The sequence below is a fragment of the Butyricicoccus sp. AF18-9LB genome (genome assembly GCF_027684505.1).
Taxonomy (GTDB): domain Bacteria; phylum Bacillota; class Clostridia; order Oscillospirales; family Butyricicoccaceae; genus Agathobaculum; species Agathobaculum butyriciproducens.
Window position 1 is genome coordinate 204493 of record NZ_JAQCWA010000002.1, and the last position, 22368, is coordinate 226860.

Annotated in this window: 18 protein-coding genes and 1 riboswitch; of the genes, 9 read left to right on the forward strand and 9 right to left on the reverse strand. The window is 56.0% G+C overall.

The genetic code is table 11. The features are described 5' to 3' along the window. Nucleotides 1-10 precede the first annotated feature (10 nt). From glgB to PGY33_RS02910, 6 genes are all read right to left on the reverse strand, one after another. Complete coding sequence (glgB, locus tag PGY33_RS02885) at nt 11-2230, reverse strand: 1,4-alpha-glucan branching protein GlgB (protein ID WP_118478124.1); 2220 nt, start codon at nt 2228-2230, stop codon at nt 11-13. A 243-nt stretch (nt 2231-2473) separates the two neighbouring features. After that, nucleotides 2474-3703, reverse strand: coding sequence for a competence/damage-inducible protein A (locus PGY33_RS02890; RefSeq protein ID WP_270477259.1), 1230 nt, complete (start codon nt 3701-3703; stop codon nt 2474-2476). Between the two features lie 115 nt (nt 3704-3818). Continuing rightward, nucleotides 3819-4988, reverse strand: coding sequence for a tRNA uracil 4-sulfurtransferase ThiI (gene thiI / locus PGY33_RS02895; protein WP_117751042.1), 1170 nt, complete (start codon nt 4986-4988; stop codon nt 3819-3821). 23 nt (nt 4989-5011) lie between these two features. Further along, entirely contained in the window at nt 5012-5398 is a 387-nt protein-coding gene (locus tag PGY33_RS02900; RefSeq protein ID WP_117751041.1) for a hypothetical protein, read from the reverse strand. A gap of 5 nt (nt 5399-5403) precedes the next feature. Next, complete coding sequence (locus PGY33_RS02905) at nt 5404-6078, reverse strand: hypothetical protein (RefSeq protein WP_117751040.1); 675 nt, start codon at nt 6076-6078, stop codon at nt 5404-5406. A gap of 40 nt (nt 6079-6118) precedes the next feature. Further along, nucleotides 6119-7246: a cysteine desulfurase family protein gene (locus tag PGY33_RS02910; RefSeq protein ID WP_117751039.1), complete on the reverse strand. Its 1128-nt coding sequence runs from the start codon at nt 7244-7246 to the stop codon at nt 6119-6121. Nucleotides 7247-7469: 223 nt separating this feature from the next. Between PGY33_RS02910 and PGY33_RS02915 the strand changes: the two genes are divergently transcribed. After that, a complete protein-coding gene (locus PGY33_RS02915) occupies nt 7470-8753 on the forward strand; it encodes an adenylosuccinate synthase (protein ID WP_118478134.1) in 1284 nt (427 codons plus the stop codon). 421 nt (nt 8754-9174) lie between these two features. Here PGY33_RS02915 and PGY33_RS02920 read toward each other — a convergent pair whose 3' ends face one another. Beyond that, a complete protein-coding gene (locus tag PGY33_RS02920; RefSeq protein ID WP_118478136.1) occupies nt 9175-10254 on the reverse strand; it encodes a 6-phosphofructokinase in 1080 nt (359 codons plus the stop codon). A gap of 192 nt (nt 10255-10446) precedes the next feature. Next, nucleotides 10447-10561, forward strand: a riboswitch (ZMP/ZTP riboswitch). A 76-nt stretch (nt 10562-10637) separates the two neighbouring features. Between PGY33_RS02920 and pflB the strand changes: the two genes are divergently transcribed. The 8 genes from pflB to PGY33_RS02960 all read left to right on the forward strand — a co-directional run bounded on the left by pflB (nt 10638) and on the right by PGY33_RS02960 (nt 19220). After that, complete coding sequence (gene pflB, locus PGY33_RS02925) at nt 10638-12866, forward strand: formate C-acetyltransferase (RefSeq protein ID WP_118478762.1); 2229 nt, start codon at nt 10638-10640, stop codon at nt 12864-12866. A gap of 182 nt (nt 12867-13048) precedes the next feature. Then, the gene (pflA, locus tag PGY33_RS02930) at nt 13049-13747 is read left to right on the forward strand and encodes a pyruvate formate-lyase-activating protein (protein ID WP_270477263.1); all 699 of its coding nucleotides are present in this window, start codon (nt 13049-13051) and stop codon (nt 13745-13747) included. A gap of 1090 nt (nt 13748-14837) precedes the next feature. Next, a complete protein-coding gene (locus PGY33_RS02935; protein ID WP_117751035.1) occupies nt 14838-15656 on the forward strand; it encodes a P-loop NTPase in 819 nt (272 codons plus the stop codon). Beyond that, the gene (locus PGY33_RS02940) at nt 15653-16093 is read left to right on the forward strand and encodes a NifB/NifX family molybdenum-iron cluster-binding protein (protein ID WP_110435316.1); all 441 of its coding nucleotides are present in this window, start codon (nt 15653-15655) and stop codon (nt 16091-16093) included. Before PGY33_RS02935 ends, PGY33_RS02940 begins: the two co-directional genes overlap by 4 nt. Before the next feature lie 203 nt (nt 16094-16296). Further along, complete coding sequence (locus tag PGY33_RS02945) at nt 16297-17601, forward strand: bifunctional folylpolyglutamate synthase/dihydrofolate synthase (RefSeq protein ID WP_270477266.1); 1305 nt, start codon at nt 16297-16299, stop codon at nt 17599-17601. Between the two features lie 157 nt (nt 17602-17758). Further along, nucleotides 17759-18079: an anti-sigma factor antagonist gene (locus PGY33_RS02950; RefSeq protein WP_110435314.1), complete on the forward strand. Its 321-nt coding sequence runs from the start codon at nt 17759-17761 to the stop codon at nt 18077-18079. Then, on the forward strand, nt 18079-18516 hold the full coding sequence (gene spoIIAB / locus PGY33_RS02955; protein ID WP_118478142.1) for an anti-sigma F factor: 438 nt from the start codon (nt 18079-18081) through the stop codon (nt 18514-18516). The genes PGY33_RS02950 and spoIIAB overlap by 1 nt, the downstream gene beginning before the upstream one ends. Further along, a complete protein-coding gene (locus PGY33_RS02960; protein WP_243022852.1) occupies nt 18513-19220 on the forward strand; it encodes a sigma-70 family RNA polymerase sigma factor in 708 nt (235 codons plus the stop codon). Before spoIIAB ends, PGY33_RS02960 begins: the two co-directional genes overlap by 4 nt. A 211-nt stretch (nt 19221-19431) precedes the next feature. Here the strand turns inward: PGY33_RS02960 and PGY33_RS02965 are convergent, their stop codons facing one another. Together PGY33_RS02965 and PGY33_RS02970 are read right to left on the reverse strand one after the other, a co-directional pair. Then, nucleotides 19432-19842, reverse strand: coding sequence for a hypothetical protein (locus PGY33_RS02965; protein WP_118478144.1), 411 nt, complete (start codon nt 19840-19842; stop codon nt 19432-19434). Beyond that, nucleotides 19839-22253 (reverse strand): ATP-dependent helicase, encoded by a 2415-nt coding sequence (locus PGY33_RS02970; RefSeq protein ID WP_118478146.1) that lies wholly within the window; start codon nt 22251-22253, stop codon nt 19839-19841. The genes PGY33_RS02965 and PGY33_RS02970 overlap by 4 nt, the downstream gene beginning before the upstream one ends. Between the last annotated feature and the right edge of the window lie 115 nt (nt 22254-22368).

Below are 22368 nucleotides of genomic sequence, written 5' to 3' on the forward strand. Positions count from 1 at the left end.
TTGCGCTTGCTTATTTAGAACCGCCGGTTGCGGTTACTGCCTTGTCTGTCGGTACGGAAACCGCCTTTTCGGTGGTTTTCGCAACTGCCTTGGTTCCGGTGCGTGCCACCGCTTTTTCGGTGGTTTTCGCAACTGCCTTGGTGCCGGTGCGTGCCACCGCCTTTTCAGTGGTCTTTGCAACGGATTTGGAGCCGGTCTTGGCTACGGCCTTCTCGGTTGTGCGGGCAACGGCCTTGGTGCCGGATTTCGCAACCGCCTTAGTCGAGCGGGTGCGCTTTACCGGTTTCTTGGCAGCCGCGGCTTTTGCGGCCTCGATCTCTGCCTTGGTGCGGCGCTTGGCTCTTGCCTTGCCCTTGAGGAACAGCACGCCGAAGCGCGGAATCTTCAGAACAATGGACTGTTCCTGACCGTGCATGGGCTTGTTTTCGGTCTTGAGCTTGCCGTTTGCCATGCCGCTGCCGCCGAACTCGGTCTTGTCCGAGGTGAATATCTCTTCATAAGTGCCGGTGATCGGAACGCCGATGCGGTATTCCTGCTGCTCCTCCGGAGAGAAGTTGACAACGACTACGATATCCGAGCCGTCCTTCGCCATACGGCGGAAGGCGATGATATTGTTGCGGTTGTCCTCATGGCTGATCCACTCAAAGCCGCGCCAGTCGGTATCCTGCTCCCACAGTTGCGGAGTAGCAAGGTAGAAGTGATTGAGCGCCTTGACGTACGCCTGCATCTGGCGGTGCGCCGGATAATCCAGCAGCATCCAGTCCAGTCCGCGCTGGTACGCCCATTCGGAGAACTGTGCAAACTCGCCGCCCATGAACAGCATCTTCTTGCCCGGGTGTGCGGCCATATAGCCGTACAGCGCGCGCAGACCGCCGAACTGATTTTCATACGGAGGCGGCATCTTGCTGATGAGCGAGCACTTGCCGTGCACGACCTCATCGTGCGAGAGCGGCAGAATGTAGTTTTCGGAAAAGGCGTACATGAACGAGAAGGTGATCTTGTCGTGCATGTCCTTGCGGAAGAACGGGTCCGCCGAGCAGTAGCACAGCATGTCGTTCATCCAGCCCATGTTCCACTTGAAGTTGAAGCCCAGACCGCCGTCATAACCCGGCTTGGTCACCATCGGCCATGCGGTGGACTCCTCGGCGATCATCATAACGTCCGGATGATCGGTCAGAATGTACTCGTTGAGCAGCCGCAGGAAGTCAACGGCCTCGAGGTTCTCACGGCCGCCGTGGACGTTCGGCCGCCATTCGCCCTGCCGGTTGTAGTCCAGATACAGCATGGAAGCGACCGCGTCCACACGCAGGCCGTCCATGTGGAATTTCTCGATCCAGAACATCGCGGAGGAGAACAGCAGGTTTCTCGTGGAGACCTTGCCGTAGTCGAATACGCGCGTGCCCCATTCCTTGTGCTCCATCTTGAGCGGATCGGCGTATTCGTACAGGTGCGAGCCGTCAAACTCGACCAGTCCGCAGCCGTCCTTCGGGAAGTGCGCCGGAACCCAGTCCATGATAATGCCCAGACCGGCCTGATGCGCCTTGTCGATCAGGTACATCAGATCCTTCGGCGTGCCGTAGCGGCTGGTGGCGGCAAAGTAGCCGATTACCTGATAGCCCCACGAGCCGTCGAACGGATACTCGGTCAGCGGCATAAACTCGATGTGGGTGTAGCCCATTTCCTTGACATACGGCACAAGCTCGTCCGCCAGCTGGCGGTAGGAGTAGAAGTTGCCGTCCTCGTGCATCTTCCACGAGCCGAGGTGGCATTCGTAGATGTTGACCGGATTGGAATACGGCAGGTGCTTTTTGCGCCAGTCCAGCCACGAGGCGTCGCCCCATTCGTAGCCGTCGAGGTCATACGCCTTGGTGGCGTTGCCCGGACGGGTCTCGAAATGGAAGCCGTACGGGTCGGACTTGTCAAACACATCGCCGGACTTGGCCCATACACTATACTTGTATGCGGCATATTCCGGAATATTCGGAATAAATTTCTCCCAGATACCCTGTTCATCACGCGTCATATAATCGGCGTTGCGGTTCCAGTCGTTGAACTCACCCATGACGGAAACCTTTTCGGCCTCCGGTGCATAAACACGGAACAGATAACCCTGTTCACCATCCTGCACGAAAGGGTGGGCTCCCATGTAATCGAATGCGCGACAATCCCGGCCGGAATAGAAAAGCTCGCTTCGCTTTTCCACGGCGGGTGCTGCGGATTTTTTCTTCATACAGCATCTCTCCCTTTACAGCCGCCAAATGAAGGAAAATACGAATATTTTCCAACAGTTTGTGTACTTCGACAGAATTTTGGCGGAATACCCTCACTTTAGTTAGATATAGTATACATCACATAAATAGAAAAGTCCAGCAATTTAGCACAATTACTGGACTTTCTTTACAGAAATTTTGTTTGCTTTCCACATCATTTGAGTGGAAATGACAAAATAACGTACAATTCGATATAAATTTGTTCAGAAAATGTGGCGGCGGATGAGATCAAGCGCCGTAGAAGCGGCCTGCATGCGCACACGGTCGCGGCCGAGCGAGGACTGCATTTTGCGGGTAAAGAACTTGCCGTCGTACCAAACGCTGATATAGACCAGACCGGTCGGCTTGTCCTCGGTGCCGCCGCCCGGGCCGGCAATGCCGGTGATGCCGACGCCGATGTCTGAGCCAAGCGCATTTGCAACGCCGACAGCCATCTGCTCTGCGGTTTCGGGAGATACCGCGCCGACCGTGTCGAGGGTCTCCTTCTTCACGCCGAGCACCTTTTCCTTGACACTGTTGCTGTACGAGCACACACCGCCGAGGTAGTAATCGGATGCGCCTGGGATGTCGGTCAGACGCTTGGACAGCAGACCGCCGGTGCAGCTTTCGGCTACTGCGAGGGTCAGCTTGCGCTCGCGCAGGCCGTCGCCGACTACCTGCTCGAGAGAGTCAACATCTACGCCGTAAACATCGTCTCCGAGCAGCTTCAGGATTTCGTCAACGACCGGATCGAGCATCTTCTCGCATTCTGCCGGGGTGTCCGCCTTGGCGGTAACGCGCGCGAAGCACTCCGAGGTACGGGCATACGGCGCGATGGTCGGGTTTGCGCTTTTTTCCATCATGTCATGCAGGATATTCTCCATGTTGCTCTCACCGAGACCAAATACGCGGATGTTGCGGGATACGATGCAGCCGCCTGCCAGCTTGTACAGATACGGCATTGCACATTCCTGCCACATCGGGTTGCACTCGCGCGGAGGGCCGGGCAGCATGAGAACGTGCTTGCCGTCGGCCTCAAACGCACAGCCGGGCGCCGTGCCCCACAGGTTGGTGAATACGGTGCAGCCCTCGGGCAGCCATGCCTGCTTTTCGTTGTTCTTGGTCATTTCGCGGCCGATGGTCTTGAAAAAGTCGGTCAGACGGTCCATGGACGGCTGATGCAGCACCATCTTTTTGCCGAAAACGGTCGCCAGCGTCTCCTTGGTCAGATCATCAAGGGTTGGGCCAAGGCCGCCGGTGGTGATGATGATGTCAGCACGGTCCTTTGCCTCGCGGACTACGCGCTCGAGACGCGCCGGATTGTCACCGACAACGGTCTGGTAGAATACATTGATGCCCAGCTCGGACAGACCCTGCGAGATCAACTGTGCATCGGTGTTCACGATGTCGCCCAGCAGGATCTCTGTGCCGACTGCGATAAGTTCTGCGTTCAATGAAAGTTCCTCCTTAAATCAAGGGAATTGCTATTTTAATTAGTAATTATGGTGCGGCCGCTGGCCGATATTGGATTATCGCGTAAGCGATACCGCAATTACTCATTCCTAATTATTACGGAAGGTGGATGATCTCCACACCCTTAACCGCCTCGTCCACGAGTGCTTCAACGTCGAGGTGGCTCTCTGCCTCGAGGATCTTCGGCATCTTCGGCTTGGTATTCGGGTGCTTCGGGGTGAATACGGTGCAGCAGTCCTCGTAGGGGAGGATAGAGGTCTCAAAGGTATCGATCTTACGGGCGATCGTGACAATTTCCTCCTTGTCCATGCCGATGCAGGGACGGAATACCGGCAGGTCGCACACCGCGCCGGTAACGGCCATGGCGGGCATGGTCTGGCTGGCAACCTGACCGAGCGACTCACCGGTGATGAGCGCACCGCAGCCGTACTCAACAGCTATGCGCTCGGCAATGCGCATCATAAAGCGGCGCATGATGAGCGTGAACAGCTCCTCGTGGCACTTGTCGCGGATTTCCTCCTGAATGTGGGTGAACGGCACGACCATAACGCTCATGCGGCCGCACCATGCGGTCAGCTTACGGCCCAGCTCAAGCACCTTCTCTTTGGCGCGCTCGGACGTATACGGATAGCTGAAAAAGTGGATGCCGCACAGCTCCAGACCGCGCTTGGCCATCATCCAGCCGGCAACAGGGGAGTCAATGCCGCCGGAGAGCAACAGCGCTGCACGGCCGTTCGAGCCGATCGGCATGCCGCCTGCACCCGGAACCGGACCGGCGTGAACGAAGGCGTACTTCTCGCGCATCTCAACGTGCACGGTCAGGTCGGGATGGTGCATATCCGGACGAACATCCGGGAACAGATCAGCAAGCTCGCCGCCGACGTGCTGGCTGATTTCGGTGGAGGTCATCGGGAATTTCTTGTCGCCGCGCTTGGACTCGACCTTAAAGGTCTTAGCCGCCGCAAAATTGGGTGCCAGATAGTCCTTTGCGGTCGCAATGACACTCTCGAGCGTCTTTTCCGGGCAGACCGCTGCACGGGAGATGGTCGCAAAGCCGAACACACGGCTTGCGCACTCCATAACCGCATCTGCGTCCGCATCGTCCGGAATCTCCACATAAACGACCGACTGGCGCATAGTGATCTCGCAGTCTGCAACGTGCGCCATGCGGCGCTTGAGGTTTTTCAGCAGACGATCCTCAAAGGTTTTGCGGTTGAGTCCCTTGAGGACGATCTCACCGCACTTGAGCAGTAATACTTCTTTCATTTATTGTCTCCTTGATGGTAAATTTATTCGTTTGCGCTGATGATTTCCTTCTCCTCAGCGGTCATCAGGCTGTCGCGGTCGGCGCTGTCCGAGCCGAACTCCAAGCGGGTCTTGACGTAATCATCATCCGGCAGGTTGAACACCTGTGCCAGATAGTTTAAGTAAACGTCCGCCATGATTTCCAGTTTGCCGTAATCGGTCTCCCACGGTACGAGCGACTGCGTGCCGACGCTGACCGTGCCGTCCTCCCGGCGGTCAATTTTGACCGGCAGACTGCATTCCTCCGCACGCTTTTCGGCAGTGTCCGGCAGGCTGTCGTAAAGGCCCTCCATCCAGAAGCGGCATTTGCCGTCATATACGGCGAGCTTGTGCTCCGAGCCGTCCGGTTTGGTGATGGTTTTGTATTCCATATAGATTAAACTCCTTGTTTTTGTTCCTCGTCAATGGTTCCGCGAAAATAAGAAACAAGAACACCGTATTTTTCGCCATCCTTGTTTGCGGAAAAGGCGTAACAGTCGGACTTGTCAGCCGGTTCGGGCGCAGTAAAGTAGAGAGCCTCGCTGTCCCGACCGTCTTTATACGCGGTATTGTTATTGGGATTGACTTTGTAGTAAACACAGTTTGTGTAGCCTGCCTGCTCAACGATATTCTGCGCCTGTGATGCGGTAATCGGGTGGGTAATCAGCAGAAATGCGCCGGTAACACACAGAGCGACTGCCATAGTAACCGTATAAGCAGTGGAATTTTGCTCTCGATATCTTAGCTCGATAATGCTCAACGTAGCCCAAAGCGGCAGGAAAATCCAGTTGTCGAGAGAATACGGTTCCGTGAACAGTATGTACGGAATGGTGCAGAGGATACCGCAGAATATCAGCTGACAAAGCCGTGTAACGATATGATTAGGCGGAAACCATGGTTCTCGTTCCTCGCCTGTACGCCCTGCGGCTGATGCAATAAAAACAGCGCAGGTAGCGCCAACCAGCACAGGATTGTCCAGCAGCATCCGGCCGTACACGAAGAAGTGCAGACCGAAAATCACGGCCGTGCAGATACAGCAGATACCGGCGTTCATAATATGTTTTTTGCTCATAACCCTACCTCCTCGCAATAATTCCTAATTACGAATTAGCTTATCTGCGGAACATTTTCGCGCCCTTTTTGACCGCTGCAACAAACGCATCCACATCTTCCTTTGTGTTGAACGGTGCAAACGAAACGCGCAGCGCGCTGTCCGTGCGCGCCTTCGGCAGACCGAGTGCCTTGAGCACACCGCTCTGCTTGCCCTTGGAGCAGGCTGAGCCGCTGGAAATGTAAACCTCGTCCCCCTCGAGTACATGCAGCATGACCTCGCTCTTGCAGCCGGGCATGGAAAGATTGACCACATGCGGGATATCGCCTTCGCCGTTGAACTGTGCATCGGGCAGCTCGGCGCTGACCTGCTGCTTGAGGTAGTCGGCGAGCTCCTGCACATGGGCGTAATCCTCGTCGAAATGCGCCATGCGAATCTCGCACGCCTTGGCAAATGCTGCGATATTCGGCACGGCCTCGGTGCCTGGACGCATGCCGCGCTCCTGACCGCCGCCGAACGTCAGCGGAGGCAGGCGCAGGCCCTTTTTCACATACAGCGCACCGATGCCCTTGGGTGCGCCGATTTTGTGGCCGGAAACGCTCATCAGGTCGCAGTTCCATTTTTTCGGCGTCAGGCGTACACGGCAAAGACCCTGTACGGCATCAATATGGAACAGCGCCTTGGGTGCCTTGGCCTTGAGCAGCTTTCCGAGCTGTTCGACCGGCTGTACCGTGCCGATCTCGTTGTTGACCAGCTGGCAGGAGAGAAGAATGGTGTCCTCGGTCAGTGCATCGCTCAGCACCTCGGGCGTGATGTGACCGGTTGCGTCCGGCGCAAGGAAAACTACGTCGAAGCCGTCCGCAGCAAGCTGCTTTGCGGTGTTGACGGTTGCCGCGTGTTCGATCTCGGTCGTGATGATACGGCCCTTTTTATGTCGGTTGAGGTGAGCGGTACCGCGCAGGCTAATGTTGGTGCTCTCCGTGCCGCAGGCGGTGAAATATACTTCCTCGGGCAGACAGCCGAGCGCAGACGCGACCGTCCTGCGGCTGTCCTCGAGCAGATGCGAGGCCTCCAGCCCCATGCGGTGCAGGCTGGACGGGTTGCCGAACTCCTCGCACATCGCGTGAACGGCCGCTTCGGCCGCTTCGGGCAGCACGCGGGTCGTCGCCGCGTTATCAAGATAATGCATAGAAAAACGAACTCCTTCATCGGGGCAGACCGCCGTGCGGCCATACTTCCCGCTATTATAAAATATTTTACAACGGCGGGCCGCCTTTTACAAGACAAAAACGTGCAAAACGGCATTGAAAAGTAGAAAAGGGTATGCTATAATTTTAAGGGTATGGCTGTTACCTATTATAAGTATACTGCGTGACAAGAGCACGTTGCAGATAGAAAGGGAGGAAATCCTAATGCCAGGTAAGGTAATTCTCGGCGCCCAGTGGGGCGACGAAGGCAAGGGTAAGTTTATTGATATTTTCGCAGGCAAGGCGGATCTGGTTGTCCGCAGCCAGGGCGGCAACAATGCCGGTCACACCGTTGTAGCCGGCGGTGAGAAGTACAAGCTGCAGCTGATTCCGTCCGGCATCCTGTATCCGGAGTGCGTCAACGTCATCGGCCCGGGTGTTGTTGTCAATCCGAAGGCTGTCCTCGGCGAGATCGACGGCCTGCACGAGAAAGGCGTTTCCACCGACAAGCTGTTCATCGATGCACGCTGCCACTGCATCATGCCGTGGCACCTTGAGCTGGATGCGCTCAGCGAGGCAGAGAAAGCCAAGGAAGGCACCGCGATCGGCACCACCAAGAAGGGCATCGGCCCGACCTACATGGACAAGTCCGAGCGCAGCGGCATCCGCATGCACGATTTTGTAGACGCAGAGCGTTTCGAGGAGGTTATCCGCGAGACCTGTGCCCGCAAGAACCGCGTGATCACCGGCGTTTACGGCGGCGAGCCGATCGACGCGGACGCTGTTATCGCAGAGTACAAGGTTTACGCAGACCGTCTGCGTCCGATGGTGCGCGACACCACCGTTATGACCTATGATGCTATCAAGTCCGGCAAGGAAGTGCTGTTCGAGGGTGCACAGGGCACGCTGCTCGACCTCGACATGGGCACCTATCCGTATGTTACCTCGTCTCATCCGGTAGCAGGCGGCTGCTGCATCGGTTCCGGTGTCGGCCCGACTGCCATCAACGAGATTATGGGTATCTTCAAGTCCTACACCACCCGTGTGGGCGAGGGTCCGTTCCCGACCGAGCTGTTCGATGAAACCGGTGACTACATCCGCAATGCAGGCGGCGAGTTCGGTACCGTTACCGGCCGTCCGCGCCGTACCGGTTGGTTCGACGCAGTCGTTGCACGCTATGCGGTTCGTGTAAACGGTCTGACCGATGTTGTCATCAACAAGATCGACCCGCTGCGCGGCCTGCCGAAGCTCAAGGTCTGCGTTGCATACAAGCTGAAGAACGGCGAGACCGTTACCGAGTTCCCGGCAAACTTCATGGATCTGGTAGGCTGTGAGCCGGTTTACGAGGAGTTCGACGGCTTTACCGAGGATATCACGGACTGCCGTTCCTTCGAGGAACTGCCGGCAACCGTGCAGTCCTACATCAAGGAACTGGAGCGCATCATCGAGTGCCCGATTACCATGCTTGGCGTAGGCCCTGCTCGTGATCAGGTTATGACCATCAAATAATTCGTCCGAAACCACGCTTTCGGACGAGAGGGACGTACCGAGCCAATGGCTCGGATACGTCCTATAAGGGATTTTGCGCGTCCGCCTTGGCGGGCACACAAAATCCCTTTTTTCTTGTAAAAAAACGCAGGCGCTATCCTTGCGCGGCTATGTCCGCGCTGCGCGCGCATGTCCTGCGTTTTTTTGCATTTGCACGGCAAACGCGATTGAATGCCGCCGTGAAACGGCGGTCGTGCACGGCACGGGACAATGACTCAGATTTCTGAACGAAATCCTGTCATGTAGTTGCGGTTTGCAAGCAAACCGGAATTTTATATGTGCTTTCGCACGAAAAAAGGACGCATATTATGCGTCCTTTTTGGAACGGATTAAATAGCTGCGTTCATTCTCCATTCTCCATTTTCAATTCTCAATTCGGCAATCAGTCGCCCATCGACAGTCCGAGCGCTCTTGCCTGCTTAACCAGTTCGCCATCGGGCGGAACGGTTTTCAGCTTGCCTGCGACCTCGGTCAGCGGAACCGGCACGATATGGTTATCCTGCAGCGCGACCATATAGCCGAATTTTTTCTGCGTGATAAGCTGCGCTGCCGCTACGCCGAACCGGCTTGTCAGCACACGGTCGGCCGGGCAGGGAGCGCCGCCGCGCTGGTAATGGCCCGGAATGGTAACGCGAATTTCCTGACCGGTCAGCTCCTTGAGTTCGTCCGCAATGCGGTAGGAGATGGACGGATAGGTCATCGCCTCGCGCGCCGCCTTGAATTCCTTTTTGCTCATTTTCGCCTCGTCTTGACTGATGGCACCCTCCGCGACCGCGATGATCGAGAATCGTTTGCCCGCCTTGGCACGCTTTTCGATCGCTGCGGCAATCTTTTTTGCGGAGTAGGGAATCTCCGGAATGACGATGACATCCGCGCCGGAGGCAATGCCTGCGTACAGCGTCAGCCAGCCGGCTTTATGTCCCATAACCTCTACGATGAACACACGCGAGTGCGAAAATGCGGTGGAATGGATGGAATCAATAACCGTGGACGCAATATCAATCGCGGACTGGAAACCGAACGTCAACTCGGTGCCCCACAGATCGTTGTCGATCGTCTTGGGCAGCGTTACTACGTTGACACCCTTCATGCTCAGCAGGTTTGCGGTCTTGTGCGTGCCGTTGCCGCCGAGGATGACAAGGCAGTCAAAGCCCGCCTTTTTCACCGTGTGCAGCATTTTATCCAGCTTGGTCTCCTCGCTGTCCTCGATGGTCTTGCGCATTTCCTTGAACGGCTGGCGCGATGTACCGAGAATGGTGCCGCCGACGGTTAGAATATCCGAAAAATCCTCGGGCAGCATTTCGTGGTAATCGCCCTCGATCAAACCGCGGTAGCCGTCCCGAATACCATAGATGGTTACTTTATCTCCCAGTTCGTTATACAGTGTTTTCGCTACACCGCGCAGTGCCGCGTTCAGACCCTGACAGTCGCCGCCGCTGGTCAGCATACCAATCTTCAACATACTCGTCTGCCTCCTGACTCTGTTTTCCGCACTCTATATGTGTACAATGCGCAGTATCATATTTTTTACTATACCCTATTTTGTGTAAATTGAAAAGATACTTTACACAGATTCCACCGTTTTTTCACATGGATTTTTTGTGACTTTCGGCAGTTGCATATTGAGCGGCAGATGTGTTATGCTAATGCCAGACAGATTCCCTGCAACTGACGGACACAGGTGGAGCGCAAACCACCGGGGAGCAGGGAGTTCCGTAATCAGATGCACCGTGAAGTGTATCTCAATGCCGACCGTCTGGGCAGTGTCGCAAGTAATACGCGATGCTGTCCTTTTTTGTTACCATAAAAAAGGACAGCAGACAGCACAAACAGGAGGAAAAGAACATGAACGCATGGAACAACTTTAATGGCGGCAACTGGGAAAACGAGATCAACGTCCGCGATTTTATCCAGAAGAATTACACCCCGTATGATGGTGACGGCGCTTTTCTGGCTCCGGCTACCGCACGCACGACTGCGCTGCGTGAGAAGTTCGATGCACTGCTCGCGGAGGAGCGCGAAAAGGGCGGTGTCCGCAATATCGACACCGAGACCGTTATCACCATCACGGCGTTCGGCCCGGGCTATCTCGACAAGGACAACGAGGTAATTGTCGGCCTGCAGACCGATGAGCCGCTCAAGCGTGCATGCAATCCGTTCGGCGGCATGCGCATGGTCCGTGATGCGTGCAAGCAGTACGGCTATGAGGTTTCTCCCAAGATCGAAGAGGAGTTCAAGTACCACAAGACCCACAACGACGGCGTATTCTCCGCATACACCAAGGACGTTCGTGAAGCGCGTCACGTTGGTCTGCTGACCGGCCTGCCGGATGCTTACGGCCGCGGCCGCATCATCGGTGACTACCGCCGCGTGGCACTGTACGGCGTGAACCGTCTGATCGAGGAGAAGCAGAAAGACAAGGATGCGCTTGGCGATGTGCCGACCACCGAGAAGGAAATCCGCTGCGCTGAGGAGCTGAGCGACCAGATCAAGGCCCTCAAGGACATGATCGCAATGGCGGCGTCCTACGGCTTTGATATCACCCGTCCGGCGGAGAACGCAAAGGAGGCCGTTCAGTGGCTGTACTTCGGCTATCTGGCCGGCATCAAGGAGCAGAACGGCGCCGCAATGAGCCTTGGCCGCACCTCCACCTTCCTCGATATCTACTTTGAGCGCGATATCAAGGCAGGTCTCATGACCGAGTCCGAGGCGCAGGAGATCATGGACGACTTCGTTCTGCACCTGCGTATGGCGCGTCACCTGCGTACGCCGGAGTACAACGAGCTGTTCGGCGGCGACCCGATGTGGATTACCGAGGCAGTCGGCGGCATCGGTGAGGACGGCCGTCACATGGTTACGAAGAACAGCTACCGCATGCTCAACACCCTGTACAACCTGAACGCTGCCGCAGAGCCGAATCTGACCGTTCTGTGGAGCGAAAACCTGCCGGAGAACTGGAAGAAGTTCATCGCAAAGGTATCCATCGACACGGATGCCCTGCAGTACGAGAATGACGACGTTATGCGTCCGTACTACGGCGATGATTACGCCATCGCGTGCTGCGTATCCGCGATGCGCGTCGGCAAGGACATGCAGTTCTTCGGTGCGCGTGCCAACATCGCAAAGCTGATGATGATGGCGATCAATGGCGGCCGTGACGAGAACAAGTTCGAGCAGGTCGGCCCGGAGATGCCGGTCATGGACGGCGATGTGCTGGATTATGAGGAGGTTCTGCGCCGCATGGACTTCTACCGTCCGTGGCTGGCTAAGACCTACGTTTCCGCGATGAACACCATCCACTATATGCACGACAAGTATGCCTACGAGAAGAGCCAGATGGCGCTGCATGACACCGAGGTTCGCCGCCTGATGGCGTTCGGCATTGCGGGCATGAGCTGCATGGCAGATTCGCTTTCCGCGATCAAGTATGCCAAGGTAAAGCCCATCCGTAATCCGGAGAACGGCATTATCGTGGATTTTGAGATCGAGGGCGATTTCCCGAAGTTCGGCAACGATGATGACCGCGTGGACAGCATCGCGTGTGAGCAGGTCGAGAAGTTCTATCAGGCACTGACGCAGTTCCCGCTGTACCGCGGCGCAATTCATACGCTGTCCATCCTGACCATCACCTCCAACGTAATGTACGGCAAAAAGACCGGCAACACGCCGGACGGTCGCCGTCACGGCGAACCGCTGGCACCGGGCGCAAACCCGATGAGCGGCCGTGATGTTTCCGGCGCACTGGCATCGCTCAACTCGGTTGCAAAGCTGAGCTACACCTACTGCCGCGATGGTATCTCCAACACGTTCTCCATCACGCCGGGTGCGCTCGGCAAGACCGATGAGGAGCAGGTGAACAACCTTGTTGCCATCATGGGCGGCTACTTCGCGCAGAACGCGCATCACCTGAACGTAAACGTGCTCAATCGTGAAACCCTGATGGCGGCTTACGAGCATCCGGAGCAGTACCCGAACCTGACCATTCGTGTTTCCGGCTACGCGGTCAACTTCTACAAGCTGAGCCGCGAGCAGCAGCGTGAGGTTATTTCGCGTACCTTCCACGAGGCGATTTAACCTCTAAGGGGGACGCTGTCCCCCTTAGATACCCAACCGGTTCCTTGCGAAACCGTTTGGGATAACCCCCTCTCGCCCGCACAGCGGACGAGGACGCGCCGCCGCGGCGCGGGCAGAGGTATGGTTCCGCGGCAAAGCCACGGAGCCATTTATTTTTCCCGAATAGAAAGGAAAGTGGCAATATGATCGGAAACATTCATTCCATTCAGTCCCTCGGCGCGGTGGACGGCCCCGGCGTGCGATACGTCGTATTTATGCAGGGCTGCCCGCTGCGGTGCGTCTATTGCCATAATCCCGATACTTGGCTGACCGAAGGCGGCACACCGACCGACGTGGACGAGCTGGTCCGCAAGGCTCTCCGGTTTCGTCCGTACTGGAAGAATGGCGGCGGCGTAACCGTCACCGGCGGCGAACCGCTCCTGCAGGCCGAATTTGTTGAGGAGTTTTTCGCCAAGCTGCATGAGCACGGCGTACACACCGCGCTCGATACCTCCGGCGTGGGCAATCTCTCCAAAGCGGAAAAGGTGCTCGCGCACACGGATTTAGTCCTGTGCGACCTGAAATTTCTCACTAAAGCGGATTATCTCAAGAACTGCCGCGCGGATTTCGACCAGATTGAGCGTTTTCTGCAGCTGACCGCGATGAAAAACGTGCCGCTGTGGATTCGGCATGTGGTCGTGCCCGGTCTGACCGATGGTATGGACCATTTGCGCCGTGTCAAGGCCAAGGCGGAAAGCTATCCCAACTTTGAAAAGCTGGAGTTTCTGCCGTTCCACAAGCTGTGCATGGAAAAATATGAACGGCTCGGTCTGGAATTTCCGCTGAAGGACACGCCTGCCATGAACCCGGATGCCCTGAAAACCATGGTCGAACAGCTGTAACACGCAAAATTTACTCGCAAATCTCTCTTGTTCAATTATGCGGTGTTGCTTTGAAACAAACCTTTCAAATTCTGTTCAAAATTCGTTCACACATTTTGCGGCAAAGTGGGGTATACTAACATTGTCGATGAGGGAAGCCGCAATCCCGAACGACACAGCCTACTGATTTTTTTATTTCTCTTTTACCCCCTTTATTTTGTGAAATGACCGAAAACACCCTGTTTCCGTTCCCCCTCGGAGGCAGGGTGTTTTCCTGTACGAAACCGGGTTTTCGGCAGTACACAAACCTTTCAAATTCTGTTCAAAATTCGTTCACACATTTTGAAGCAAAGTGCGGTATACTAACATTGTCGATAAGGGAAGCCGCAATCCCCAATCGATAGTCATCTACAATCTTTTATTTCTCTTTTACCCCCTTTATTTTGTGAAATGATCGAAAATACCTCGGTTCCGTTTCCCCCACGGAGCCGGGGTGTTTTCCTGCCTCGGAGTATCTTTGAAATGGTTAAGCAGGGTACTTGTTTACATTGTAAAAAATATTTCAAGGTCTGTTCATGATTTGTTCACAATTAAAGGGCGCCTGCGCGATATACTATAGGTGTCAGTAAGAGTTACCCCTTTTCTCAAGCTGACAACCTCTTTTCTTTGATTTTATCACCTTTTCTTAAACTCTTTTCATTTGCATCAACGAGAAACGCCCTGTTTCCTTCCCCCGGGAAACAGGGCGTTTCTCTTGATTTATCGCCAGACTGCAGTTTGGACGATAAGCCGTTTTCTTTGCAGATCCTTCACAGCATATTCAAATTTTGTTCACACATTCGGCATAAAAAGACAGTATACTGTACTTGTCAGTGAGGGAGAGCCGCAAATCCCGCATTGACGTCATCCGATTTTTTTCATTTCTCTTTTTTCCCTTTTTTCAATTTGTGTTATTAACCGAAAGCACCGTTGTTTCGTTCCCCCGCGAAACAGCGGTGCTTTCCCGTTTTTGGCATTTGTCAATAAATAAGCCGGTGCGATGCTTGCGGAAAGTTTCTTTTTAGGGTATACTGTATTTTATGCAAGATATATAGGTAAGGAGTTGTTTTTTATGGGTTGCTCGCATAATTGCGATAGCTGCTCGTCTAACTGCGGCGGCGAAAAGAGCCTCAAGGTTGCAGCCAATCCGGCGGCCTCTGTTAAAAAAGTCATCGGCGTTGTTTCCGGCAAGGGCGGCGTAGGCAAGAGCCTGCTCACCTCGATGATGGCGGTCGGCATGACGCGCAAGGGTTATTCCTGCGGTGTGCTGGATGCCGACATCACCGGTCCGTCTATCCCCAAGACCTTCGGCGTACACGGTCAGCTCGAGGGCTGCGAGGAAGGCATTCTTCCGGCACGCAGCGAAGGCGGTGTACAGATGATCTCGATCAATCTGGTACTGCCGCATGAGGACGATCCGGTTATTTACCGCGGTCCGATCATCGCGGAGACCGTCAAGCAGTTCTGGTCGGACGTTGTATGGGACGACGTGGACTTCCTGTTTGTCGATATGCCTCCCGGAACGGGCGATGTACCGCTGACGGTATTCCAGTCCCTGCCGGTGGACGGCATCATCGTTGTCACCTCGCCGCAGGATCTGGTCTCCATGATCGTCGGCAAGGCGGTTAAGATGGCGAAGATGATGAACATTCCGGTGCTCGGCATCGTGGAGAACTACAGCTATCTGGCGTGCCCGGACTGCGGCAAGCACATTTCGGTGTTCGGTGAGAGCCACATTGACGAGGTAGCCGCGCACTACGAGCTGCCGGTTCTGGCCAAGCTGCCGATCGACCCGAAGCTGGCTGCGGCGGTTGACGCAGGCAAGATCGAGGATGCAAAGCTGCCGGACGAGCTTTCCGGTGCGCTTAAGACCGTGGAGGGTCTGTTATGAACATTGGCGTAGCATATGAAAACGGCCGGATCGCCAAGAATCTGGGCGACTGTCGTGAGGTGCTCATTATCACCACCGAGGGCCGGGAACCGGTCGGCAAGCGCATTGCCGGGATTGCCGGCACATCCGCGACCGACCTGATCAAGTTCGCCGGTCTGGAGCAGATCGACGTGCTCATCTGCGGTTCGCTCGGTTTGGCAACGCGCAACGCACTCGAGATGCTCGGCGTGCTGCTCGTGCCCGGCTGTGAAGGCTCGGCGGAGGAATCCGTAGCGAAATTCCTCGTCGGTGAAAAGCAGGGTGACCCGACCATCCTCGAGATCGGCCGTGAGGAAGATCCAGATGATCCGATGGCATGCATGCACGACTGTGCAAAGTGCTCCGGCTGCGGCCCGAGCGAGCTGCTCAAGCAGATTCCGGTCGAGGAGATCAAGTAAAACCATAAAAACCACCGAATTTCGGTGGTTTTTATGGTTTTAATGGAGAATTGAGGATGGAGAATGGAAAATGATTGTTAAGATGAAGCGAGTGCCGCTCCTTTTGCGGAAAGGTAATTCTCCATTTTCCATTCTCCATTCTCAATTTGATGAAACTGTGTTATAATCAAATGTATCATTATAATATAAGGAAAGAAGCTATTATGGATACCGAAAATCCGAAAACGGCAATCGAATACATACACTCTCTCGGCAGATTTTCCGGCAAGCCGGGTCTGCACCGCATCAAGGCGCTGTGCGAGGCGCTGGGAAACCCGCAGGACAGGCTGAAGTTTGTTCATCTTGCGGGCACGAACGGCAAGGGCTCGACCGCGTGCATGATCGCCTCGGCACTGCAGGCGGCCGGACTGCGCACCGGACTGTATACCTCGCCGTATCTGGTGCAGTTTTACGAGCGCATCCGCGTGGACGGTGTGATGATCTCGGACGACGATCTGACGCGCCTGTGCGAACGGGTAACGGTGGCGTGTGAATCGCTCACACTGCCAGAGGGTGAGACCATCGGCGAGTTTGAATTCACGACCGCACTGGCATTCCTCTGTTTTGTTGAGCAGGAATGCGATATTGTGGTTCTCGAAACCGGTCTGGGCGGCCGCTGTGACGCGACAAATGTCATCAAAAATGCGGAGGTCTGCGTTATTACGCCGATTTCGCTCGACCATATGGCGGTGCTCGGCAACACAACGGCGGTCATTGCGGCCGAGAAGGCAGGCATTTTCAAGCCGGGTACGGCGGTTGTCTGCGCGGACGGTCAGCCGAACGATGTACAGCGGGTGCTGCGCCGTGCCTGCGATGCGGCGGGCGCTGTCTGGTTCGGCGGAGCGGAGGACTGCCGCGTACTGCGGTGTGACATCGGCGGTTCGGCGTTCGTGTACGAGGCGCAGGGCTACACCATTGCCATGCCCGGACGGCATCAGCTGCAGAATGCGCGGACGGCTCTGCGGGCGCTGAACGCACTGCGTGAGCGCGGCTGGAGCATTCCGACCGAAGCCGCCGTGCGCGGTCTGGCGCGGGCGCGTATCGCAGGCCGGCTGGAACGCGTGGTCGATCAGCCGCTCATCCTGCTCGACGGCGCACACAATGCTGCAGGCGCGGATGCCCTGTGTCACGCGGTGGATGAGCTGTTCAAGATGAAGCGGCTGCACGTTGTGATGGGCATGGTGCGCGACAAGGACTACGAAACCTGTGTTCACGAGGTCGCCAGCCGCGCGGATGACTTTTACGCTTGTGCGCCGGATGCGGGTGAGCGTTCGCTGGATGTACACACGATTGCAGAGCTGGCGCGGCAGTCGTGCAAGCGCGTGTACGAGTGTGAATCCGCCGAGCACGCCATCGAGCTTGCACTGGAGCATGCGAAGATGAACGACTGCATTCTTATCTGCGGTTCGCTGTACCTCATCGGTGAGTGCGAGAAGATTTTGCGCGGCCGACCGAAAGCGACAGATTAAAATGGAATAAACAGGTAAAATAAGGCTTGTACTTTGAAAGTACAAGCCTTTTATTTTTGTGTCAGTTGTTTTCAATAGGTATATTGTTTGGTATATCGCAGGGCGGGGTGCCCTGCGAAATAAGAGGTAATATTTTGCTGATTTCGAGGTGACATATATGCTGCAAATCACGCAGAGAAGGCAGGAGGGCACGTTGATCGCGGTGTACACCGGTGAACTGGACCATCATGCAGCACGGGCGGCGATCGAGCAGACCGAGGATCTGCTGGTGCTGTTTCCATGCGAAAAGCTGGTGCTCGACCTGTCCGAGCTGACGTTTATGGACAGCTCCGGTCTGGCGGTCGTCCTGCACCTGTACCGCACCTGTGCCCGCAGCGGACGCGAATTTGCGGTGCGCGGCACACCGCCGCAGCCGATGCGGGTGTTTGAGGCGGCCGGTCTGCCGCAGGTGATGGTTTTTGAAAGGGGGAAGGAATAATGCGGGCGGTCATCAACAAAATGAGCCTGAAATTCGAGAGCCATTCGGTCAACGAGGCGTTTGCGCGGCAGGCGGTCGGCGCGTTTGTTGCGCAGCTGGACCCAACGATGGAGGAACTTGGCGACATCAAAACCGTGGTCTCCGAGGCGGTGACGAATGCCATTGTGCACGGCTACGCGGACAAATGTGGATTTATCACGGTCACGGTGCGGCTGTTCGAGGGACGAGCCCTAGAACTGAAAGTAAAGGACGCCGGATGCGGCATTGAGAATGTCGAGCAGGCGCGCCAGCCCATGTTCACCACGGGCGACGACACGCGCAGCGGCATGGGATTTACCATCATGGAGACATTCACGGACAAAATGCGCGTGCGCTCCACGCCGGGGAAGGGAACGCTGGTTGCGATGGTCAAGGTGCTGAAGGAGCGGCAGACGTGACCGGAGAAATGCGCACGCTGCTCGAGCAGGCGGCTTCGGGCGACAGGGATGCGGAAGCGCGGCTGATCGAGGACAACAGCGGTTTAATCTGGTCGATCACGCGGCGGTATTACGGGCGTGGCACCGAGCCGGACGATCTGTATCAGCTGGCGTGTGTCGGCTTCATCAAGGCCGTGCGCGGTTTCGATGTGTCGCTCGGCAACGAGTTTTCTACCTATGCGGTGCCCAAAATCGCGGGTGAGATTCGGCGGTTTCTGCGGGACGACGGTGCGGTCAAGGTCAGCCGGGCGGTCAAGGAACGCGCGGTTCGTGTGCGCCGCCTGCAAAGCGACTGGGAGAGCCGGAACGGACGGTCACCGACTGTATCAGAACTGGCACAGGCCGCCGGATTGACGGTCGAGGAAGTAGCGGCCTGCGAGCAGGCGGACGTGTCGGTGGACTCGTTCGAGCGGGAGCTGTCCGGCGGCGGACGCTTAGGTGATCTGGTCGGTGACGAGGGAATGGAGGAGAGAACCTGCCTGCATCTGTCGCTGCATGACGCACTGCAGGACTTGCCCGAGCGCGACCGGCAGGTGCTCAGTCTGCGCTATTCGCGTGATTTGACGCAGCAGCAAGTCAGCCGCATCGTCGGTGTGTCGCAGGTGCAGGTCTCGCGCATCGAAAAACGCGCCATAGAGAAGCTGAGGGAAATGCTGAGAGAGTGAAAAAGGAGTTCTCGTGAGAGAACTCCTTTTTGCATGTGCATATCGGTATGATAAATGGAGAATTGAAAATGGAGGATGGAGAATGGATGTAATCGTAGGGGAGCACAGTGTGCTCCCGCGCTCGGTTGACAATGCTGTGGGCGCACACTGTGCGCCCCTACGGTTACACATCTGCAAATGATTTACAAACGGCGGGCTGAGGGCAGCCTTATCAACCTGCTTTCGCCAGTAAAATCTGCCCCATCATCACACAGATTTCAACCAGATACGCTGTATAAACCGCAAGTATCACTCGGCCGAGCCGTAATTCAGCTGCAATCGAGCAGTACAGCAGAAACGGAAAGCTGACGAGTGTCAGAAGCACGATCAGCGCCGCAATCTGAAATTTACTGCGCGGCAGTCGCCCCAATCGGAATACAATCATACCGATAAGAAAAATAACGGTAAATACCGCAAACAGAATCGCGAGCTGGCGGCGGCCTGCATGCAGTGCGCCTGCACTGACATCCGGTGGAACATCGGATAAAATCCCCGTGAGATACCACAGCGGGAGCGCACATATCACGAAAAACGTGAGCGCGAGATGGTGCAGCGCCAGGCAGAATTCCTGTCGTTTGGTCATAATTTGTGCATAAACTGTCCGGCCGACTTGGCCATCAGCCGCTTGGTGCCTTTCTGGTCGAAGGCGATTTCGAGCAGGGCATCGCCGCCCATCGGCTTTACCGATACGATCAGTCCATCGCCGAAGGCCTTATGGAACACGCGGTCACCGGCGGCAAAGTTCGGCAGCGGCTTGCTTTTAGCTGCCGAGGCCAGCGACGCGCTCGGCGCAGTATTTGCAGCAGAGACATACCGCGCGCGCGCCACCTGCGGACGGGAAAGCGTTGGATCGGGTGCAGTTGCGTTTGAGAACCGGCGGCTTTCGGTGATATTGCTCTCAAGCAGCTCCTCCGGCATCTCATCAACAAAGCGCGACGGATGCGAATACTGCGTGCGGCCATACAGCAGGCGGCGCTCCGCACAGGTGAGATACAGCTGCTCCTTTGCGCGGGTGACGGCAACGTAGCACAGGCGGCGTTCCTCCTCCATGTCCTCGTCCTTCTCCATTGCGCGGAAGCCGGGGAACAGCCCGTCTTCCATGCCCGCGAGGAACACGACAGGGAACTCCAGACCCTTGGCGGCATGCATGGTCATCATGATAACCGCGTCATCGTCCTCGCCGGACTGGTCGGCATCCGTGTACAGCGCCATGTTCTCGAGAAAATCACCGAGCGACGGCGTTTCGGTCTTGTCCTCGTAATCGACAATATAAGATTTTAACTCTTCGATATGCTCAATGCGGTTTTCCTCTTCTACACCGCCCTTGAGCTGCAGCGCACGGATGTAGCCGCTTTTGTCCATCAGTTCATCGTACAGCTCGGAAAGCGAAACAAATTCCCGCAGCTTGCGAAGATTTTCGATCATCTCGCCGAACTTCTCCATTGCCGCGGCGCCGCGGGACAGGGCTGGGTACTGAGAGGCATGGCATACCACATCATACAGCGTCGTGCCGTACTCAACGGCAAGCTGCATGGCGGTTTCGACCGATTTATCGCCAATCTTGCGGGCAGGCGTGTTGATAATACGGCGCAGACGCAGCTCGTCCGCCGGATTTTCGATCACCCACAGGTAGGCGAACATGTCCTTGACCTCGGCGCGCGAGAAGAAGTCGCGGCCCTTGTACACGCGGTACGGAATGCCCGCGCGGATGAATGCTGCGGCAATGTTGTCTGAAAGCACGTTGTTGCGGTACAGAACGGCAAAATCTCCCCATTTCCGGCCCTGCTCCACGCCATCGCGGATAGTATCCGCGATGTAGGCGGCTTCGCCCTCCTGGCTGTCCGAGCGATGCAGACGAATCTTTGCACCGTCACCGTGGTCGGTCCACAACTCCTTGCCCTTGCGGCCGACGTTGTTGCGGATAACCTCGTTTGCGGCATTCAGAATGTTGCCGGTCGAGCGGTAATTCTGTTCCAGACGGATGGTTTTCGCGTCCTTGAACTGCTTTTCAAACTCCAGAATATTCGTGATCGTTGCACCGCGGAACTTGTAGATACTCTGGTCGTCATCACCGACCACGCAGATGTTCTCATAATAACCTGCCAGCAGGCTGGTGAGCACATACTGCGCGTAGTTGGTATCCTGATACTCGTCCACGAGAACATAGCGGAACTGGCGCTGATAGTATTCCAGCACCTCGGGGTTGTTCTGCAGCAGCAGCACGGTTTTCATGATAATATCGTCGAAATCCAGTGCACAGGCCTTTTTCATGGCCTTTTCGTAATCGCGGTAGACGTCTGCGACCTTTTCACGGAAGTAGTCACCGGCAGCATCCGCGCTGAACTGACGCGGGGTCATCAGCTTGTCCTTCGCGCGGGAGATCATGCCCATCACGGTTCGCGGATCGAAATCCTTGGGGTCGAGATCGAGCTTTTTCATTACGTTGAGAATGACGCGCTTCTTGTCGTCCTCATCGTAGATGGTGAACGCGCTCTCAAAGCCGAGCAGATCAACATGCTTGCGCAGAATGCGCAGGCAGGCGGTATGGAAGGTGTACGCCCAGACAGCGGACGCGGCTTCCTCGTCACCGAGGGCAAATTCCAGACGCTCGCGCAGCTCACGCGCGGCCTTGTTGGTGAACGTGATCGCAATCACCTGCCACGGGCGGGCGGGATTCATCGCGCACAGGTGCTCCGCGCGGGCGCGGTTTTCCGGCTTGGGATCGGTCAGGTATTCGGTCAGGAACAGAAGATCGTCTTCGGTCGCCCAGTCGGGCGCAAATTCACTTTCCAGTCCGTCGCCGAACTTGAGAATGTTGATGATGCGGTTGATGAGCACGGTCGTCTTGCCGCTGCCTGCACCCGCCAGGATGAGCAGCGGACCCTCGGTCTGATAGACAGCCTCGCGCTGCTTGTCGTTTAACTTGGAAAAGCGCTGTTCGATGATCGCACGCCGGACAGCGGCATATTTCATATCAAATTTGGTCGGTTCCATAGTTTTCCTCGTTTCGTTTGAAGATACACAGATAGTATACCATATTATATGGAGCGGAACAAATGTTCTTTTTTCGTTGACTAAGACAGGGGATCGTGTGTAAAATAAGAGCGAG

Bases quoted from the DNA above. Each gene is read 5' to 3' on its own strand.
- glgB (WP_118478124.1), bottom strand. From the start codon at position 2,230: ATGAAGAAAAAATCCGCAGCACCCGCCGTGGAAAAGCGAAGCGAGCTT.
- thiI (WP_117751042.1), bottom strand. From the start codon at position 4,988: ATGAAAGAAGTATTACTGCTCAAGTGCGGTGAGATCGTCCTCAAGGGA.
- PGY33_RS02900 (WP_117751041.1), bottom strand. From the start codon at position 5,398: ATGGAATACAAAACCATCACCAAACCGGACGGCTCGGAGCACAAGCTC.
- PGY33_RS02905 (WP_117751040.1), bottom strand. From the start codon at position 6,078: ATGAGCAAAAAACATATTATGAACGCCGGTATCTGCTGTATCTGCACG.
- PGY33_RS02910 (WP_117751039.1), bottom strand. From the start codon at position 7,246: ATGCATTATCTTGATAACGCGGCGACGACCCGCGTGCTGCCCGAAGCG.
- PGY33_RS02915 (WP_118478134.1), top strand. From the start codon at position 7,470: ATGCCAGGTAAGGTAATTCTCGGCGCCCAGTGGGGCGACGAAGGCAAG.
- PGY33_RS02920 (WP_118478136.1), bottom strand. From the start codon at position 10,254: ATGTTGAAGATTGGTATGCTGACCAGCGGCGGCGACTGTCAGGGTCTG.
- pflB (WP_118478762.1), top strand. From the start codon at position 10,638: ATGAACGCATGGAACAACTTTAATGGCGGCAACTGGGAAAACGAGATC.
- pflA (WP_270477263.1), top strand. From the start codon at position 13,049: ATGATCGGAAACATTCATTCCATTCAGTCCCTCGGCGCGGTGGACGGC.
- PGY33_RS02935 (WP_117751035.1), top strand. From the start codon at position 14,838: ATGGGTTGCTCGCATAATTGCGATAGCTGCTCGTCTAACTGCGGCGGC.
- PGY33_RS02940 (WP_110435316.1), top strand. From the start codon at position 15,653: ATGAACATTGGCGTAGCATATGAAAACGGCCGGATCGCCAAGAATCTG.
- PGY33_RS02945 (WP_270477266.1), top strand. From the start codon at position 16,297: ATGGATACCGAAAATCCGAAAACGGCAATCGAATACATACACTCTCTC.
- PGY33_RS02950 (WP_110435314.1), top strand. From the start codon at position 17,759: ATGCTGCAAATCACGCAGAGAAGGCAGGAGGGCACGTTGATCGCGGTG.
- spoIIAB (WP_118478142.1), top strand. From the start codon at position 18,079: ATGCGGGCGGTCATCAACAAAATGAGCCTGAAATTCGAGAGCCATTCG.
- PGY33_RS02965 (WP_118478144.1), bottom strand. From the start codon at position 19,842: ATGACCAAACGACAGGAATTCTGCCTGGCGCTGCACCATCTCGCGCTC.
- PGY33_RS02970 (WP_118478146.1), bottom strand. From the start codon at position 22,253: ATGGAACCGACCAAATTTGATATGAAATATGCCGCTGTCCGGCGTGCG.